We start from the raw sequence: 17,337 nt of genomic DNA on the forward strand, positions 1-17,337 counted from the left end.
CAAGCACAGGAGCAAGGCGATGAACGGTTCCGCCGGTCGCAATTCAGAAACACGCGCCATCGTCACCGGCGGCGCGCAAGGCATCGGCTTCGCCGTCGCCGAGGTGCTGGCCGACGAGGGCTGCCGCGCCCTGGCGTTGGTCGGCCGTTCCAGGGAGAAGGGCGACAAGGCGGTCGCCGCACTTGCGAAAGACGGCGTCGACGCCATCTTCATCAGCGCCGACGTCTCAGTGGTGGCCGACTGCAAGCGGGTCGTGGAAACGGCGATCGCTCATTTCGGCACCGTCAATGCGCTGGTCAACGCCGCCGCCACCTCGGCCCGCGGCTCACTGGTCGAGACCTCCGAGGATCTTTTTGACCAGATCTTCCAGACCAATGTGCGCGGCCCCTTCTTCCTGATGCAGGGTGTGGTGGCGCATCTGCTCGACCGCAAGGCGCCCGGCTCGATCGTCAATGTGCTGTCGATGTCGGCGCATTGCGGCCAGTCGTTCCTGGCGCCCTACTCGTCGAGCAAGGGCGCACTGGCGACGCTGACCAAGAATGTCGCCAATGCCTATCGCAACAATCGCATCCGCTGCAACGCCGTGCTGCCCGGCTGGATGGATACCGAGGGCGAGGCGATCGTGCAGAAGAAATGGCACGACGCGCCGGACGACTGGCTGGAAAAGGCCGAGGCCGCGCAGCCGATGGGCCAGTTGGTGAAGCCGGCGCAGCTTGCCCGGCTGATCAGCTATATGATCAGCCCGCAGTCCGGCGTCATGACCGGCTCGCTAGTCGACTACGACCAAACCATTGCAGGGTCTTCGCCGGAGTAGCGTCATCTGAACGTGACAAGCGCCCCGGCTTCGGCTATAGGGCTGGCATGATCCACCTGACCGCCTCGTTCTGGTACTTTAGCTACGGCAGCTCGCTGGCGGCGGGAGGATTGCGCTCGATCTGAAGATTGCAGCAACAACATCCGAACAGCCGCCAGACCTGGCGGCTTTTTTGTTTTCAGCCGGCAGGTCTCCCAACCAGGAGCAGAAAGCCGTGTTGACCACCACAGATGATCTTCGGGTCAAGGAAATCCGAGAGCTGAGTACGCCGGACGACGTGATGCGGGAGATACCGCGCACGCTGACGGCGACGCGCACCGTTGCCGCGTCACGCAACGCTATCCACGCCGTGCTGACTGGCGCTGACGATCGGCTGGTCGTCGTCGTCGGCCCCTGTTCGATCCACGACCCGGTCGCTGCCGTCGACTATGCCAGCCGGCTGGCGGCGCTGCGCGAGAGCCTGTCGGACCGGCTGGAAATCGTGATGCGCGTGTATTTCGAGAAGCCGCGCACGACGGTTGGCTGGAAGGGCCTGATCAACGATCCCGACCTGGACGGCAGCTTCGACATCGACAAGGGCCTGCGGATGGCCCGCAACGTGCTCTCTGCTGTCAACAATCTTGGCCTTCCGGCGGCGACCGAATTCCTCGACATGGCCACCCCACAATACATTGCCGACCTCGTCGCCTGGGGTGCGATCGGCGCGCGCACGACAGAGAGCCAAATCCATCGCGAACTCGCATCCGGCTTGTCCTGCCCGGTCGGCTTCAAGAACGGCACCGACGGCAATTTGCGGATCGCCGCCGAGGCGGTGAAGTCCGCCGCCCAGCCGCACCATTTCATGGCGGTGACGAAGGGCGGGCGCAGCGCCATCGCGACGACGACCGGCAACCAGGACTGCCACGTCATCCTGCGCGGCGGCATTGTGCCGAACTATGACGCAACGAGCATAGCTGCCGCCTGCGCGGAACTCGGCCGGATCGGCGTAGCACCACGGCTGATGATCGACGTCAGCCACGCCAACAGCAACAAGAAGCCAGAGAATCAGCCGAAGGTAGCGGCTGACGTGGCGGGCCAGGTCGCGGCAGGCGACGAACGCATCATCGGCGTCATGATCGAGAGCAACCTCGTCGCCGGCCGGCAGGAGGTCATGCCTGGCAAGCCGCTCGTCTATGGCCAGAGCATCACCGACGGCTGCATCGACTGGACAACCACCGAGACGGTGCTGCACGGCCTTGCCGACGCCGTCGAGCGGCGCCGGTCAGCGCGACGCGCCCTGATCGCCAGCCGTCCGGGAGCCGCCTGAGGCGGTTGGCACGGAATGTTGCGGGCGGTTGCTACCTTGCTGCTTGGCTTTGAAAGGCCGGCGCCGCCCCTCATGGGCAATGAGGGGCTGCGTCAATATCGACAGTTGGCGCTCTCCAACACAAGCTCTCCCTTGCTCTGGCATGGGTGGCGTCGAGGCTCGGATTGCGGGTCGTTACCTCACATCCACCCAGCGCTGCTCCTCGAACGAGCGCGCCATGGCATGCACCGTGCGCTCGATCTCGAGGCCTTCGTCGAAATCGATGATCCGCGCCGGCTTGCCGGCCAGCCGCGTCAAAAGCTCGCGGCATTCGATGATCTTGAGGTCGTTGAAACCGAGGCCGTGGCCGGGCGCCGGCAGGAAGGCGTCGTAGGGCTTGTGGTGCGGCGCCACCAGGATGGTGCGATAGCCTTGCTCGGTCGGGCGGTCGGCTGTCACGTAAAGCTGGAACTCGTTCATCCGCTCCTGGTCGTACAGGATCGAGCCCTTCGAGCCGAAGATCTGAATGGCGATCCGGCCCTTGCGGCCCCAAGCCGAACGGTTGACCAGCAGTGTGCCGGCAATGCCGTTTTCGAGATGCATCAGCACGCTGGCGATGTCGTAGGTCTCGACCGCGCGACGCCCGCCTGATGCGACGCGGCGATCGGCATAGGGTTTTGCCATGTCGCACATGACGCGGGCGACGCGGCCGAACAGCACCGAGACCAGCGACAACGGATGCACGGCGAAATCGTCGAGCGCGCCGTAACCGGACGCCGCCTCGTGCTTCCAGAAGAACAGCGCCTCCGGGTCGGCCATGAAATCCTCGTCCATCTCGATGCGCAGATGATTGATTTCACCGATGATCTTTTCGTCGAGCAGCGCACCGATATGGCGGATGACCGGATTCTGGATGTAGTTGTAGCCGAGCGCGGCCACCTTGCCGGACTTTTTGGCCGCGGCCGCCATGGCTTGCGCCTCGGAAAAACTCGGCGCCATCGGTTTTTCGCACCACAGATGCTTGCCGGCTTCGAGGACGGCGATGGCCATCTCCGGGTGGAACTGGTTCGGCGTGGTCAGCGAGACGATATCGACGTCCGGGTCATCGACGACGGCGCGCCAGTCGCCGGAGCCCTTGGCGAAGCCGAACTCAGTTGCCCGGCGCTTGGCAAGGTCGTCATCGACCTCGCCGAGATGGACCAGCCTTGGCTTGGCCACGTCGGGAAAGATGGTGCCGACCGCGTTCCAGGCGATGGAATGGCACTTGCCCATGAACCCCGTGCCGATAAGACCGACTCCGACCATTTCCTTGTCTCCACTGCCAGAAAGGTTGCGTGGATGAATTAGTCCATTTTTTCCAGAAATGGAACGCATGGCTCATTTTTTATGGCCTTCTTGCACAGGCTCGCTATGATGGGGCATCACACGGCATCGACTGATGGACCTGGGCGGAGCGACGATGGACGAACGGGTGCCCCGCGATTTCGAGACGCTGCGTACGACGATCCTGGAACGGCGCCAGAGCCTGCCCAAGCGCATCGCGCAGATCGCCGCCTATGCGCTCGACAATCCCGACGATATTGCCTTCGGCACCGCCGCCAGCATCGCCGCCTCCGCCGGCGTCCAGCCTTCGACCTTGATCCGCTTCGCCCAGCAGCTCGGCTTCGACGGCTTCACCAGCCTGCAACTGGTGTTTCGCGAGCGCCTGCGCGAGCGCAATTCGTCCTATGATGAAAGGCTCGCGGCATTGCGCGCCAAGGCCGAGGAAGGCGCCGGTCACCGGGCGATTTTCAACGGCTTCGTCGCCGCGGCGAGTACCTCGCTCAACGATATTTCAGGCAGGTTGAACGAAGACCATTTCGAAGCTGCCATCGCCTTGCTGGCGAACGCGGAGACGATTTATGTGCTGGCCAAGCGCCGCTCCTATCCGGTCGCCTCCTACATCGCCTATGCGCTGGGCAAGCTCAAGATCCGCAACCAGCTGATCGAATCAGCCGCCGGCCTCAACGCCGAGATGATCAGCTTTGCTTCGCCCAGGGATGCCGTCATCGCCATCAGTTTCTCGCCCTATGCCCCGGCGGCAATCGAGGAGGCGCGCCTCATCTCGGAGCAAGGCGTTCCGATCGTAGCGATCACCGACAGTTCCTTTTCCCCGCTCGCCCAGTTCGCCAAAGTCTGGTTCGAGGTCGCCGAGGCCGATTTCGCCGGCTTCCGCTCGCTGTCGGCGACGATGGCGCTGGCCATGGCGCTGACCGTTGCGGTTGGCGAAAAGCGGCGCGACTCCGGCGGGAAGCGCAGGGCCTGACAGGCTACTTTTCAGCAAAGGAACGCGCGTTCCATATTGACTATCGATTGGAATTATTATTTCATATTGCCGGCGCCACGCTGCCGCTCGCGCGTGTTACCCAAGACAACAAGGCTGATGGGAGGTTCGAATGAGCGAAGCCGTGGACGCGAAACATGCGCCGCTCGACGTCATCACCATCGGCCGCGCCTCGGTCGATCTTTATGGCCAGCAGATCGGCTCGCGCCTGGAGGACATCACCTCCTTTGCCAAGTCGGTCGGCGGCTGTCCGGCCAACATCTCGGTCGGCACGGCGAGGCTCGGCCTGCGCTCGGCGCTGCTCACCCGCGTCGGCGACGAGCAGATGGGCCGCTTCATCCGCGAGCAGTTGACGCGCGAAGGGGTTTCGGTTGACGGCCTCAGGACCGATCCGGACCGGCTGACCGCGCTGGTGCTGCTGTCTGTCGAGGACGAGGGCGTGTCGCCGATGATCTTCTATCGCACCGACTGCGCCGACATGGCGCTTTCGGAAGACGACATCGATGAGACGTTCATCGCTTCGGCACGCGCGATCGTCGTCACCGGCACGCATCTTTCGCGGCCCAACAGCGACGCCGCGCAACGCAAGGCGATCCGTGCCATCAAGGCCACGGGCGGCAAAGTGGTGTTCGACATCGACTACCGCCCTAATCTGTGGGGCCTTGCCGGCCATGCCGAAGGCTTCGAGCGCTATGTGAAATCCGACCGGGTCTCCGCCCAGCTGAAGACAGTGCTGCCCGACTGCGACCTGATCGTCGGCACCGAAGAAGAGATCATGATCGCCTCCGGTGCCGATGATTGCCTGAGCGCGTTGAAGACGATCCGCTCGCTGTCCAAGGCCACGATCGTCTTGAAGCGCGGCGCCATGGGCTGCATCGTCTATGACGGGCCGATCAGCGACGACCTCGAGGACGGGATCGTTGGCAAGGGTTTTCCGATCGAGGTCTACAATGTGCTCGGCGCCGGCGATGCCTTTATGTCGGGTTTTTTGCGCGGCTGGCTCGGCGGCGAAAGCCTGGAGACGGCAGCGACCTGGGCCAACGCCTGCGGCGCCTTCGCCGTTTCGCGGCTGCTCTGTGCACCGGAATACCCGACCTTCGAGGAATTGCAGTTCTTCCTGAAGAACGGCAGCAGGCACCTGGCGCTGCGCAAGGACGAGGCGATCAACCATATCCATTGGGCGACGACGCGCCGACGCGACATACCCTCGCTGATGGCGCTGGCCTGCGATCACCGCATCCAGCTTGACGATGTCGCCGCGAAGGCAGGCGCCGACCCGTCGCGCATCCATGATTTCAAGGTGCTGACGGTCAAGGCGGCGGCAAAGGTTGCCGCCGGCCGCGCCGGCTATGGCATGCTGCTCGACGAAAAATACGGCCGCGAGGCGATGTTCGAATTCGCCCGCCATCCTTTCGCCTGGCTTGGCCGGCCAGTCGAATTGCCCGGATCGCGGCCGCTTCGTTTCGAATTCTCGCAGGATATCGGCTCGCAACTGATTGAGTGGCCGGTCGACCATTGCATCAAGTGCCTGTGCTTCTACCACCCCGACGACCCGGAGGCGCTGAAGACCGAGCAGCAGCAGAAGCTCAAAAGCCTGTTCGGGGCCGCGCGGAAAGTAGGCAGAGAACTTCTCATCGAAATCATCGCCGGCAAGCACGGCGAGCTCGACGACACGACGATCCCGCGGGCGCTGGAGGAACTCTATTCGCTTGATATCAAGCCCGACTGGTGGAAGCTTGAACCGCAAGCCTCAGCCGGGGCCTGGGCGAAGATCGAAGCGGTGATCATGAAGAACGATCCGTGGTGCCGCGGGGTTGTGCTGCTCGGCCTCGAAGCGCCGCAGGACGAGCTGGAAGCGGCCTTTGCCGCCACCGCCAAGGCGCCCATCGTCAAGGGCTTCGCCGTCGGTCGCACCATCTTCATCAACGCGGCCGAACAATGGCTTGCCGGCAAGATGTCGGACGAGGAGGCGGTGGCCGACATGGCGTCGCGCTTCGAGGGGCTGACCGAGGCATGGCTTGCCGCGCGCGGCCGCAAAGCAGCGTAAGAAGGCGCGGCACAAGGACTGCGGAGGAAAACAACATGACCAAGACAATCCGCCTGACGATGGCGCAGGCGCTGACCCGCTTTCTCGGCTGCCAGATGACCGAGATCGACGGCAGGAAAATGCCGATCTTCGGCGGCGTCTGGGCGATCTTCGGCCACGGCAATGTCGCCGGCATCGGCGAGGCGCTTTATCAGGTGCGCGACGAATTGCCGACTTTTCGCGCCCACAACGAACAGGCCATGGCGCATGCGGCGATTGCCTATGCCAAGGCCAATTTCCGCCGCCGGTTCATGGCGGCGACCAGTTCGATCGGCCCCGGCGCGCTCAACATGGTGACGGCGGCGGCACTTGCGCATGTAAACCGGTTGCCCGTCCTGTTTCTCCCCGGCGACGTCTTCGCCAATCGTATCCCCGATCCCGTGCTGCAGCAGGCAGAGGATTTCTCCGACGGAACGGCGACGGTCAATGACTGCTTCCGGCCGGTGTCGCGCTATTTCGATCGCATCACCCGGCCCGAGCAGATCATCCCGGCGCTCAACCGTGCGATGCAGGTGCTGACCGATCCGGCCGAATGCGGACCGGTGACCTTGGCGCTCTGCCAGGACGTGCAGGCCGAGGCCTTTGATTACCCCGAGAGCTTCTTTGCCGAACGGGTCTGGCATCAGCGCCGGCTGCGTCCGGACCGTGGGGAATTGGCGGCCGCCGTGGCGGCGCTGAAGGCGGCAACAAAGCCCTTGGTGATTGCCGGCGGCGGCGTGCTCTATTCGCAGGCTTCCGGCGAATTGGCGAAGCTGGTGCAAGGCGCCGGCATCCCGGTCTGCGAGACGCAGGGCGGCAAATCCTCGCTGCCGGACGATCATCCGCTCAACATGGCGGCGGTCGGCGTCACCGGCACTTTGGCGGCCAATAGGCTGGCCGAAGAAGCCGATGTCGTGCTCGCCGTCGGCACCAGGCTGCAGGATTTCACCACCGGCTCGTGGGCGCTGTTCAAGAATTCCGGCAAGACCATCATCGGGCTGAACGTCCAGCCTTTCGACGCGGGCAAGCACCAGGCGTTGCCGCTGGTAGCCGATGCGGCGGAAGGGCTGGCCGAGCTCGGCGCGGCGCTGAATGGCTGGCAGGCGCCGGCTGCCTGGACCGACAATGCGGCCGGGGGGAAGAAAGAATGGCAGGCCGAATCCGGCAAGGTGACGGCCTCGACCAATGCCGCCTACCCGTCGGATGCGCAGGTGATCGGCGCCGTGCAGCGCGCCATGGGCTCCGACGTGATATTGCTTCATGCCGCCGGCGGCCTGCCCGGCGAATTGCACAAGCTCTGGCAGGCGGGCGCGCCCGGCTCCTACCACGCCGAATACGGCTTCTCGACCATGGGCTACGAGATCGCTGGCGGGCTCGGCGTCAAGATGGCCAAGCCCGACCAAGAGGTCGTCGTCATGATCGGCGACGGCTCCTATCTGATGCTCAATTCAGAGATCGCAACGTCGGTCATGCTCGGCCTCAAGCTGACCATCGTGCTGCTCGACAACAGGGGCTACGGCTGCATCAACCGGCTGCAGATGGCAACCGGCGGCGCCAACTTCAACAATCTGCTGAAGGACGCCCGCCACGAGATTATGTCCGACATCGACTTCGCGGCGCATGCGGCAAGCCTCGGCGCCATCGCCGAGAAAGTTTCGTCGATCGCCGGGTTGGAAACGGCGCTGGCAAAAGCGAAAAACAATAGCAAGACGACGGTACTGGTCATCGACACCGACCCACTGGTGTCGACCGATGTCGGCGGCCATTGGTGGGACGTCGCCGTGCCGGAAGTTTCTTCGCGGCCGCAGGTCAACGCCGCACGCAAAGCCTATGAAGAAATGCGGCGGATGCAGAGTGTTGGTGATTGATGTCGGCGAATGAAAATTGAACGAACTGACATTGGAGTGACGACTTGAAAGCCAAACTGGGCATGTCCCCCATTGCATGGTGGAACGACGATCTTGCGGAACTCAGCGATGACGTGTCGCTGGAGGAATGCTTGGCGCAGTCGCGCTCGGCGGGCTTCACCGGCATGGAAATGGGCCGCCGTTTTCCCAGTGATCCGAAAATCATGCTGCCGATCCTGAAGAAGGCCGACGTGACGCTCTGCGGCGGCTGGTTCTCCGGTACTCTGGTCGACGAAGACATGGCCAGGAACAAGGATCGGATCCAGCCGATGATTGATCTGTTCAAGGCGGTGGACGCGCCCTGCATCGTCTATGGCGAGGTCGGCCGCTCCATCCAGGGTGACCGCTCAAAGCCGCTCGCCACCAAGCCGAGGCTTTCGGACGACGAGATGAAGGCCTATGCGAGGCGCCTCACGCAGTTCGGCGAATGGTGCGCCGATCAAGGCATGCCGCTCTCCTACCACCATCATATGGCGGCGGTCGTCGAGACCGAGCCGGAGCTCGATGCGTTCATGCGCTATTCGGGAGAAGGCATTCCACTGCTGCTCGACGCCGGTCATCTGGCTTTTGCCGGCGGTGACGTGCTGCGCGCCGTCGACAATCATCACCGGCGCATCAACCATGTCCATGTGAAGGACGTGCGGATGGAGGTGATCGAGAAACTCGATCGCCAGAAGCAATCCTTCCTTGATGCCGTGGCGCTCGGCGCCTTCACGGTGCCGGGCGACGGTTCGCTGGATTTTGGTGCCATTGTGGAAAGGCTGGCGAACTACGGCTATGAAGGCTGGTTCGTGGTCGAGGCCGAGCAGGACCCCAAGAAGAATCCGCCGCTCAGGATGGCGCAAGTCGGCTACAAGGAATTGATGCGGGTGATGGCAGCCGCCGGCTACACGGTTGAAACGCAGGGCTTCCCCAATGCTTGAGCGACTCTATTCCCGGCGACGGGGCGATCCGATGCGGGGGCTGATCCGATGAAGGACTCCGAGCATCCCTTCTTCAGGCCGCTGTGGCGGCGCGTTGCCATCGTCGCCGTCTGCCTGGTCTGGGCCGTGGTCGAGTTTGCCACCGGCGCGCCGTTCTGGGGCACGATCGCGCTCGGCTTCGCCGGCTATGCCGTCTGGCAGTTCTTCTATCTCTACAAGCCGGCCGACAGCGGCAAGGGTTCGGCCGACGCCGAACCAAAGGAGTGAAGTGCGATGTCGAAACTGCTCGTCAAAGCCGATAAGGGCCATGGCCGCGTCGCCCATGTGACGCCGCAAAACGCCGGCTGGACCTATGTCGGTTTCGATCTGCATCGATTGCGGCCCGGCGAGACCGTCTCCGGACAAACCGCGAGCCGTGAAGTCTGCCTGGTGTTCGTCACCGGCAAGGGCAAGGCCAAGGCCGGCGGCAAGGATCTCGGCCCGCTCGGCGAACGCATGTCGCCCTTCGAAGGCAAGCCGTGGTCGGTCTATGTGCCGCAGGGCTCTGACTGGTCGGTGACCGCCGACACCCGTCTCGAACTCGCGGTCTGCTCGGCGCCGGGGCTTGGCGGTGGCCTGCCGGTCCGCGTCATTGCGCCAAAAGATCTCGGCCAGGAGGTTCGCGGCAAGGGCACCAACACGCGCTATGTCACCAACATCCTGCCGGAAGGCAAGCCGGCCGATTCATTGCTGGTGGTCGAGGTCATCACGCCCGGCGGCCACACGTCGAGCTATCCGCCGCACAAGCATGACCAGGATAATCTGCCGGCCGAATCCTATCTCGAGGAGACCTATTACCACCGCCTCAATCCGCCGCAGGGCTTTGCCTTCCAGCGCGTCTACACCGATGCCGACCGGAACGGCGCTCGTTCGCTCGACGAGGCGATGGCGATCGAGGACGGCGACGTTGTGCTGGTGCCCATGGGCTATCACCCTTGCGCCGCCTGCCATGGCTACGACCTCTACTACCTCAACGTCATGGCCGGGCCGAAGCGGACGTGGAAATTCCACAACGCGCCCGAGCACGAATGGCTGATGAAGGCCTGAGGCGCTGCCCGTCCGGGTCGGCAACTGGCCCAAGCCGAAAAAATCGTCGGCTAATGACCCGCGGGAACAAGTTTGTTATCAGGAGCGATCATCAGCTTCGTCATTTCGTCATGCAAATCGCCTATGGCAGCGGGAGTTGACGAGGACTTTCGATGCGCTACGCTATCTATTTCACCCCCCGGCAGGACGAACCGCTGGCGCGGATCGCCGCCAATTGGCTCGGCCGTGACCCGTTCGGCGCTGCCACGAGGCCGGTCGAGGCCGTGGGCGAACTGTCGGCGGCAGAAGTCGCCTTCCATACCGCTTCGGCGCGCCGCTACGGCTTTCATGCGACGCTGAAGGCGCCCTTCCGGCTGGCTTCGAACGAAACGGAAGCCGCGCTTCGCGCGGCACTGGACGATTTCGCCGAAACGACGCCGGTGGTGACGATCCCACGGCTGGTCGTCAGCCAGATCGACGGCTTCTTCGCGCTGGTGCCGGAAGGTCCGCTGCCGGCGCTCAACCGCTTCGCGGACGACGTCGTGCGCGACTTCGACCGTTTTCGCGCGCCGCTGAGCGAGGCTGAGATCGAACGGCGCAGCCCTGACTCGCTGAAGCCGGCTGAATTCCGCAATCTCTGCCAGTGGGGTTACCCCTATGTCTTCGAGACCTTCCGTTTTCATATGACGCTGTCCGGCCGGGCCTCGTCACAGGAAAGCCCTCGTCTTCGCGCAGCAATCGACAGCCTGTTTGCGGGAGTCCTGCAGCGGCCGGTGCCGGTGGACGCGCTGACCCTGTTTGTCGAAACCGAACCTGGCGCCCCGTTCATGGTGCTTTCCCATCATGCGCTCGGGCGCCGCCCGGCGAGAAAAACTGCCTGAAAACTACTTGTTTTAACCGCTTTTGTACGACGCCAACTCATCCCAATCGGTGATTAAATTGGCTGCAAATGCTCCAAGGACTGCCTGAAATGACCGTCGAGACCGTTCTCAACAATGCCCGCATGGTGCTTGCCGACGAGATCGTCGAAGGCTCGATCGTGCTGCGCGACGGCTTGATCGCCGGGATTGATGCCGGCGCCGGCCGGAACGGCGAGGACATGGCCGGCGATTTCATCATTCCCGGGCTGGTCGAGCTTCATACCGACCACCTGGAGGGTCACTACGCGCCGCGGCCGAAGGTGCGCTGGAACCCGATCGCCGCCGTTCTCGCCCACGACGCGCAGGTGGCGACTGCCGGCATCACCACCGTGCTCGATGCCTTGCGCGTCGGCATGGACGACGATGCCGACATGAATTCGGCCGACATGCGCAAGCTGGCCGATGCGATCGAGGACAGCGTCCAGCAGGACCGGCTGCGGGCCGACCATTTCATCCATCTGCGCTGCGAGGTTTCGGCGCCGGATTGCCTCGCAGCCTTCGCGCATTTTGACGGCGATGACAGGATCAAGCTGGCGTCGCTGATGGACCATGCACCGGGACAGCGTCAGTTCGTCGATTTGGAAACCTATGCCTACTACTACCAGCGCAAGCTGAAGCTGACGGATCGCGAATTCCAGCAATTTTGTGAGAAGCGGATGGCGGAGTCGGCAACGAATTCTGGGGCGAACCGCGCCTTCATCGCTGCTGCCTGCCATCAGCGCGGCATCGTGCTGGCCAGCCATGACGACGCCACGACCGGCCATGTCGACGAGGCGATCGAACAAGGCGTCCGCGTCGCCGAATTCCCGACCACCAAAGAGGCCGCAAAAGCTTCGAAGGCGGCAGGGCTCGGGGTGCTGATGGGCGCCCCGAACGTCATGCGCGGCGCCTCGCATTCGGGCAATGTTTCAGCCCGGACACTCGCCGGCGAAGGCTTGCTCGACATATTGTCGTCCGACTACATCCCCTTCAGCCTGATCCAGTCGGCGTTTTTCCTCGGCGACGTTGTCGACGGCATCTCCCTGCCGCAGGCGGTGGCGATGGTTTCGAAGAACCCGGCCGAGGCAGTCGGCCTCGCCGACCGTGGTGTCATCGAGCAGGGCCGGCGCGCCGATCTGGTTCGCGTCCGTCTTGACGATCATGTCCCGGTTGTCCGCACGGTCTGGCGGCAGGGACGTCGGGTCGCGTGATGGTGTCGGCCTCGATCGAGCGTGAATTGTCCGCCGCGGCGTTTCCGATCCGCGACGGGGTGTTCGTCGCTGTCGTCGGGCCGAGCGGCGCCGGCAAGGACACGGTGATCGGCTATGCCCGGTCGCTGTTTGCCGACGAGACCCGGCTGGAGTTCGTGCGCCGGGTCATCACCCGGCCGAGCGACACGACGAGCGAGGATCACGACACGCTGGCCGATGCGGCCTTCGTCGAGGCGGAAGCGGATGGCGCCTTCGCCATCTCGTGGGAGGCGCATGGCTTGCGCTACGGCATCCCGGCTGAAGTCGACCGGTCGGTGGCCAATGGCCGCGTCGCCATCGCCAATGTCTCCCGCGCCATCATCCCGGCGCTGCGTGATCGCTATGCCAATCTGGCTGTCGTCGAGATCACCGCATCGCCGCAGATCCTGGCCGAACGACTGGCGATGCGCGGCCGCGAGTCGCGCGGCGAAGTGCTGGCGCGGCTGGCGCGCAGCGCCAATGTGGCGTTGTCCGGGCCAGGCGTCACCCCGATCGACAATAGCGGCCAGCGCGAGGCGGCCGGCGAGCGTTTTGTCGACGTGCTGCGCAAGGCAATGGCCTTCTCCGACCGGTCGGGCACGATTTAAGCCGCCTCTTACCTTCTCCCTCTGTGGGAGAAAGGGAGAGGCGGAGCCGCTACTCCGCTGCCGCGCCGGCCGCGCCCTTGCGGGTTGCCTCCAGCATCAGCCGCCGCTCCCGGTACACGCCCCATTGCTGGTCGACCAGCACGCCGATCAAGATCACGCCGCCCATCACCGCGAAATTGAGCGAGGACGGGATGCCGAGCAGGTTGACGAGGTTTTGCAGTTCCTGCAGCAGGACCGTGCCCAGGATCACGCCGATCAGCGAGCCTTCGCCGCCGCGCAGCGAGAAGCCGCCTAGCACGGCTGCGGCAATGGCGTAGAGTTCGTAGAACTGGCCGTGGCTGGCCGGCGAGATCGAGCGCGTGTACATGGCGAAATAGATCGCCGACAGCGCCGTCAGCACACCGCAGATGACATAGGCAGCCATGACGACGCGGCCGGTGCGGATGCCGGAATATTTCGCCGCCTCCTCGTTCTTGCCGATGGCGTAGAGGTAGCGGCCGAACACCGAACGGTGCAGCACCACCCACATCACGATGGCGATGACGATCAGCGCGATGAAGCTGTTCGGCACGCCATAGGATCGCCCGGCGGTCAGGAATTCGAGCTCCGGGAAATTCTGCCCGAACGCGAAGCCCGCCGTGCCGTCGGCTGTGTAGAACCGCGCCACGCCGCGATAGATCAACAGGCCGCACAGCGTCACCACGAAAGGCTGCAATTTGAGCCGCGTGATCAGCCAGCCATGTGCCAGCCCGATGATGCCGCCAAGCACCAGGATCAGCGGCAGTGCCACCGGCCATGCCATGCCGCGCGTGGCGATGAAATCGACGAACAGGACGCCGAGCAGCGCGACCACCGAGCCGACCGACAATTCGATGCCGCCGGTGATGATGACGAAGGCCTGGCCGATCGCCAGGATGCCGAACAGCCCAATCAGGTTCGAGGTGTTGGCGAGGTTGATCGGCAGCAGGAAGCGCGGGTTGATGATCGCCACCACCGCTCCGACCACGAGGATCAGGATCAGCAGGCCGAGATCTTTCTTGCTCATCGTCTTCTCCCCAATGCCTGCCTAAGCAGGTTCCGCAAAAGTGTTGCGCGGTTTTGCGACCGGAACCTGCGCCAAACAAAAGCTATTTCGGCTGCTTGCCGACGGCCAGCAGCAGCACGTTTTCCTGGCTGAACTGTTCCTTGTCGAGGATGCCTGAGATCTGGCCCTCATGCATGACGGCGATGCGGTCGGAGACGCCGATCACCTCCTCCATGTCGCTCGATATCATCAGCACGGCGACGCCGGCATCGGCCAGCGCCCGCATCAGCACGTAGATCTCCGCCTTGGCGCCGATGTCGATGCCGCGGGTTGGCTCGTCGAGGATCATCACCTTGGGGCTCATGGCCAGCCACTTGGCCAGCACCACCTTCTGCTGGTTGCCGCCGGACAGCGTGCCGGTGCGCGTCGCCACCGAGGGCGCCTTGATGCCGAGATTGCGTTTCTGCTTCTCGGCGGTGACGACTTCGGCGCGGGCAGAGACCAGGGATCGCCGGGCATGGGCCGGCAGATTGGGGAGCGAAATATTCTGGGCAATCGACAGGTCGAGCAGGATGCCGGTCAGCTTGCGATCCTCGGGGACGAGGAAGATCCCGTTGGCCACAGCGTCGGCCGCCGAACCAAGAACCAGATCTTTTCCATCAAGCTGGAGCGCGCCGCCAAGGCTCTTCTCGATGCCGAAAAGCACGCGCGCCAGTTCCGTGCGGCCGGAGCCGACAAGACCCGCCAGGCCAAGGATTTCGCCGCGCCTGACGCCGAGATCGACCGGTCGGTCTGGATAGGCGCTGGTGCGAACGGCCTTGGCCGACAGTGCGACGGCGCCGGGCGGGCGGGCCGATTCTGCGGCCTTCTCCCGCTCCTTCAGCATGCGGCCGATCATCAGTTTGACCATAGAGTCGTGGTTGATGGCGTTCTTCGGCAGCGTGCCGGCAAGCATGCCGTCCCTCAGCACGACGACGCGATCGGCAACCCGCTCGACCTCGTGAAGGCGATGCGAGATGAAGATGACGCTGATGCCGTCGGCCTTCAGCGCCTTGATGACATCGAGCAGCTTGTCGGTTTCGGCAAGGGGCAGGCTCGACGTCGGCTCGTCGAGGATGACCAGCCGCGCCTCGATCGACAGCGCCTTGGCGATTTCGACCATCTGCTGCTGGGCAAGCGACAGCGCCGATACCGGGGTGTTTGCCGAGAAATTGGCGCCCACGCGTTTGAGCAGCGGCGCCGCCAGCGTGCGCAGCGTGGTGCGGTCGACAAGCCTGAGCGGACCGGCGCGCAACGGCTCGCGGCCGAAAAAGATGTTGGCGGCAACGTCGAGGTTTTCGAACAGGTTGAGTTCCTGGTGGACGAAGGCGATGCCGGAACCGATGCTGGCCTCGACCGTCAGCCCGTCATGGGCGACGCCGTCGACGGTGATCGTACCGGTGTCGGGTGTGGTCACGCCGCCGAGGATCTTCATCAGCGTCGACTTGCCGGCGCCGTTTTCGCCGACGAGGCCGATAACCTCGCCAGGCCTGACCTCCAGCGAAAACCCGTCCAGCGCGACCACGCCGGGATAGGTCTTGCGCACGGCCTCGAGACTGAGGAACGGGGCAATCGTGGATGCGCCGATGGATGCGTCGGAATAGTTCATCATGCCTGATAGCAGTTGGCGGGCCAGCCTCCCCGCAGATTGACGAGCCTGATCAGGCCCGTCAATAACAAGCGGAGCCAGTCACGCCAGCGTCGCGCTGCCCTCACCCTAACCCTCTCCTCTCCCCGTAAAAAAACGGAGGATTCGCCAGCGTTGCAACCACTGCCCTTCTCCCCGTTCTGCACGGGAAGAAGGGGGATGAGGGGCCAGCGCCAACGACGCTCAGTTTCCGGACATCGCCTTCAGATTGGCGGCATAGGCGTCGACGTCGTCCTTGCCGATGATCTTGGTCGGGATGATGATCAGGCCGTTCTCCGGAATGCCCGACTTGTCGCCCTCGAGATAGGCCGCCATCAGCTTCATGCCCTGGTAGGCCCATTCGAAGGGCTGCTGCACGACGGTGGCGGCAACGGTGCCTTCCTTGACGCCGCCGAGCGTGATCGGATCGTCGTCGAAGCCGACGACCGTGATCTGGCCGAGCTTGCCGGCGTCGCGCAGCGCTTCATAGATGCGCGGCGTGTTGTAGGAATAGAAGCCGACCATGCAGGTGACGTCTGGGCTGGCGACCAGCGCGTCCTCGACGTTCTTCTTGGCGCGGGCCTGGTCGATGTCGTCGCCACGCACGTCGATCAGCTCGATCTTGGTGCCGGCGAGCCCTTCCTTCATGCCTTCGATGCGCTCTTTGGCATTGTCGGCGCCGAGCAGGCCGACGAAGCCGAGGCATTTGCCGCCGTCGGGCATCGCCTTCTTGGCGATCTCGGCCGCCTGCTTGCCGGCATCGATGTTGGACGAGCCGATATAGGCGATACGCTTGGTCTGCGGCGCGTCGCTGTCGGTGGTGAACAGCGCCGTCTCCGAGGCGATCTTGTTGAGCCCGTCGGTCGAGGTCTTGGGATCGACGGCCGAAACCATGATCGCCTTGACGCCGGCCGTCACCAGATCATCCATCAGCCGCTGCTGGATGGCGACCGACGACTGTTCCGGATATTTGAGCTCGAGATTGTAGTTGGGCAATTCGGCCTGGGCCTTCTTGACGCCGGCTTCGGCCGCCTTCCAGAAATCGGAAGCGCCGTTGACGACGAAGGCCAGCGTCGGTTTGTCCTGGGCACCGGCGATCGCCGTGAAGGACAGACCGAGAGCCAGGGCCGCTGCGGCGACGGACACATTTCGTATCGCAGATTTCATGTTCAACCTCCCGTTTGATTCAGTCATTTTCGCTGATCTGAACTTTGTCGAATGCGGCTTGGACGCCCTCCTCCTCAAGGGTGCTGGCAGCGAAAGAACGGCGCCATCCCAGCAGCGATTTTGGACTTTAGAGACTCATTGGCAGTTCGTATAGTCGGATTTGTCTGACATTTCAGTAATTGCGTGGCGTTGCTTTGCCGGCCCAAGAGCCCGGATGCCGCGCCACACGCCTGCTTCCCGTCATGGCCCGTTCGGTCCCGAGCCGGGCATGACGAATTGAGAATAGAACGCTTACTGCTATTAGTAAATAGTATTAGTCTCTGGTTGGAAACCTGGTTGTCGCTGGCGAATGGCTGCCTGCC

General features: G+C 63.7%; 15 protein-coding genes. 11 read left to right on the forward strand and 4 right to left on the reverse strand.

What is annotated here, in order from left to right; genetic code table 11:
* The first annotated feature begins 19 nt into the window (after nucleotides 1–19).
* Both AC0L3H_RS05125 and AC0L3H_RS05130 read left to right on the forward strand, forming a co-directional pair.
* The gene (locus tag AC0L3H_RS05125; RefSeq protein WP_473584712.1) at nucleotides 20–814 is read left to right on the forward strand and encodes an SDR family oxidoreductase; all 795 of its coding nucleotides are present in this window, start codon (nucleotides 20–22) and stop codon (nucleotides 812–814) included.
* A gap of 214 nt (nucleotides 815–1,028) precedes the next feature.
* Nucleotides 1,029–2,120, forward strand: a complete 1,092-nt coding sequence (locus tag AC0L3H_RS05130) for a 3-deoxy-7-phosphoheptulonate synthase (protein WP_473584713.1) — start codon at nucleotides 1,029–1,031, stop codon at nucleotides 2,118–2,120.
* A 174-nt stretch (nucleotides 2,121–2,294) separates the two neighbouring features.
* On the opposite strand, the gene AC0L3H_RS05135 is transcribed toward AC0L3H_RS05130, so the two are convergent.
* Nucleotides 2,295–3,404, reverse strand: a complete 1,110-nt coding sequence (locus tag AC0L3H_RS05135; RefSeq protein WP_473507880.1) for a Gfo/Idh/MocA family protein — start codon at nucleotides 3,402–3,404, stop codon at nucleotides 2,295–2,297.
* A 154-nt stretch (nucleotides 3,405–3,558) separates the two neighbouring features.
* Here AC0L3H_RS05135 and AC0L3H_RS05140 point away from each other — a divergent pair, with 154 nt between their 5' ends.
* The 9 genes from AC0L3H_RS05140 to phnN all read left to right on the forward strand — a co-directional run bounded on the left by AC0L3H_RS05140 (nucleotide 3,559) and on the right by phnN (nucleotide 13,118).
* The gene (locus tag AC0L3H_RS05140) at nucleotides 3,559–4,404 is read left to right on the forward strand and encodes a MurR/RpiR family transcriptional regulator (protein WP_473507881.1); all 846 of its coding nucleotides are present in this window, start codon (nucleotides 3,559–3,561) and stop codon (nucleotides 4,402–4,404) included.
* Between the two features lie 130 nt (nucleotides 4,405–4,534).
* The gene (locus AC0L3H_RS05145) at nucleotides 4,535–6,469 is read left to right on the forward strand and encodes a bifunctional 5-dehydro-2-deoxygluconokinase/5-dehydro-2-deoxyphosphogluconate aldolase (protein WP_473584714.1); all 1,935 of its coding nucleotides are present in this window, start codon (nucleotides 4,535–4,537) and stop codon (nucleotides 6,467–6,469) included.
* Nucleotides 6,470–6,504: 35 nt separating this feature from the next.
* The gene (gene iolD / locus AC0L3H_RS05150) at nucleotides 6,505–8,355 is read left to right on the forward strand and encodes a 3D-(3,5/4)-trihydroxycyclohexane-1,2-dione acylhydrolase (decyclizing) (RefSeq protein ID WP_473584715.1); all 1,851 of its coding nucleotides are present in this window, start codon (nucleotides 6,505–6,507) and stop codon (nucleotides 8,353–8,355) included.
* A 44-nt stretch (nucleotides 8,356–8,399) separates the two neighbouring features.
* The gene (gene iolE, locus AC0L3H_RS05155) at nucleotides 8,400–9,317 is read left to right on the forward strand and encodes a myo-inosose-2 dehydratase (RefSeq protein ID WP_473584716.1); all 918 of its coding nucleotides are present in this window, start codon (nucleotides 8,400–8,402) and stop codon (nucleotides 9,315–9,317) included.
* A 48-nt stretch (nucleotides 9,318–9,365) separates the two neighbouring features.
* Nucleotides 9,366–9,584, forward strand: a complete 219-nt coding sequence (locus AC0L3H_RS05160) for a DUF3329 domain-containing protein (protein WP_473584717.1) — start codon at nucleotides 9,366–9,368, stop codon at nucleotides 9,582–9,584.
* Between the two features lie 6 nt (nucleotides 9,585–9,590).
* Complete coding sequence (iolB, locus tag AC0L3H_RS05165; RefSeq protein ID WP_473584718.1) at nucleotides 9,591–10,403, forward strand: 5-deoxy-glucuronate isomerase; 813 nt, start codon at nucleotides 9,591–9,593, stop codon at nucleotides 10,401–10,403.
* A 152-nt stretch (nucleotides 10,404–10,555) separates the two neighbouring features.
* Nucleotides 10,556–11,263, forward strand: a complete 708-nt coding sequence (locus AC0L3H_RS05170) for a DUF1045 domain-containing protein (RefSeq protein WP_091592516.1) — start codon at nucleotides 10,556–10,558, stop codon at nucleotides 11,261–11,263.
* Between the two features lie 89 nt (nucleotides 11,264–11,352).
* Nucleotides 11,353–12,492, forward strand: coding sequence for an alpha-D-ribose 1-methylphosphonate 5-triphosphate diphosphatase (locus AC0L3H_RS05175; protein ID WP_473584719.1), 1,140 nt, complete (start codon nucleotides 11,353–11,355; stop codon nucleotides 12,490–12,492).
* Nucleotides 12,489–13,118: a phosphonate metabolism protein/1,5-bisphosphokinase (PRPP-forming) PhnN gene (gene phnN, locus AC0L3H_RS05180; protein WP_473584720.1), complete on the forward strand. Its 630-nt coding sequence runs from the start codon at nucleotides 12,489–12,491 to the stop codon at nucleotides 13,116–13,118. Before AC0L3H_RS05175 ends, phnN begins: the two co-directional genes overlap by 4 nt.
* Before the next feature lie 49 nt (nucleotides 13,119–13,167).
* On the opposite strand, the gene AC0L3H_RS05185 is transcribed toward phnN, so the two are convergent.
* The 3 genes from AC0L3H_RS05185 to AC0L3H_RS05195 all read right to left on the reverse strand — a co-directional run bounded on the left by AC0L3H_RS05185 (nucleotide 13,168) and on the right by AC0L3H_RS05195 (nucleotide 16,975).
* Nucleotides 13,168–14,163: an ABC transporter permease gene (locus AC0L3H_RS05185; protein ID WP_077374661.1), complete on the reverse strand. Its 996-nt coding sequence runs from the start codon at nucleotides 14,161–14,163 to the stop codon at nucleotides 13,168–13,170.
* Nucleotides 14,164–14,245: 82 nt separating this feature from the next.
* Nucleotides 14,246–15,790, reverse strand: a complete 1,545-nt coding sequence (locus tag AC0L3H_RS05190; RefSeq protein WP_473584857.1) for a sugar ABC transporter ATP-binding protein — start codon at nucleotides 15,788–15,790, stop codon at nucleotides 14,246–14,248.
* A gap of 222 nt (nucleotides 15,791–16,012) precedes the next feature.
* Nucleotides 16,013–16,975, reverse strand: coding sequence for a sugar-binding protein (locus AC0L3H_RS05195; protein ID WP_023796948.1), 963 nt, complete (start codon nucleotides 16,973–16,975; stop codon nucleotides 16,013–16,015).
* Nucleotides 16,976–17,337 lie beyond the last annotated feature (362 nt).

It is taken from the genome of Mesorhizobium sp. WSM4816, from assembly GCF_055811535.1.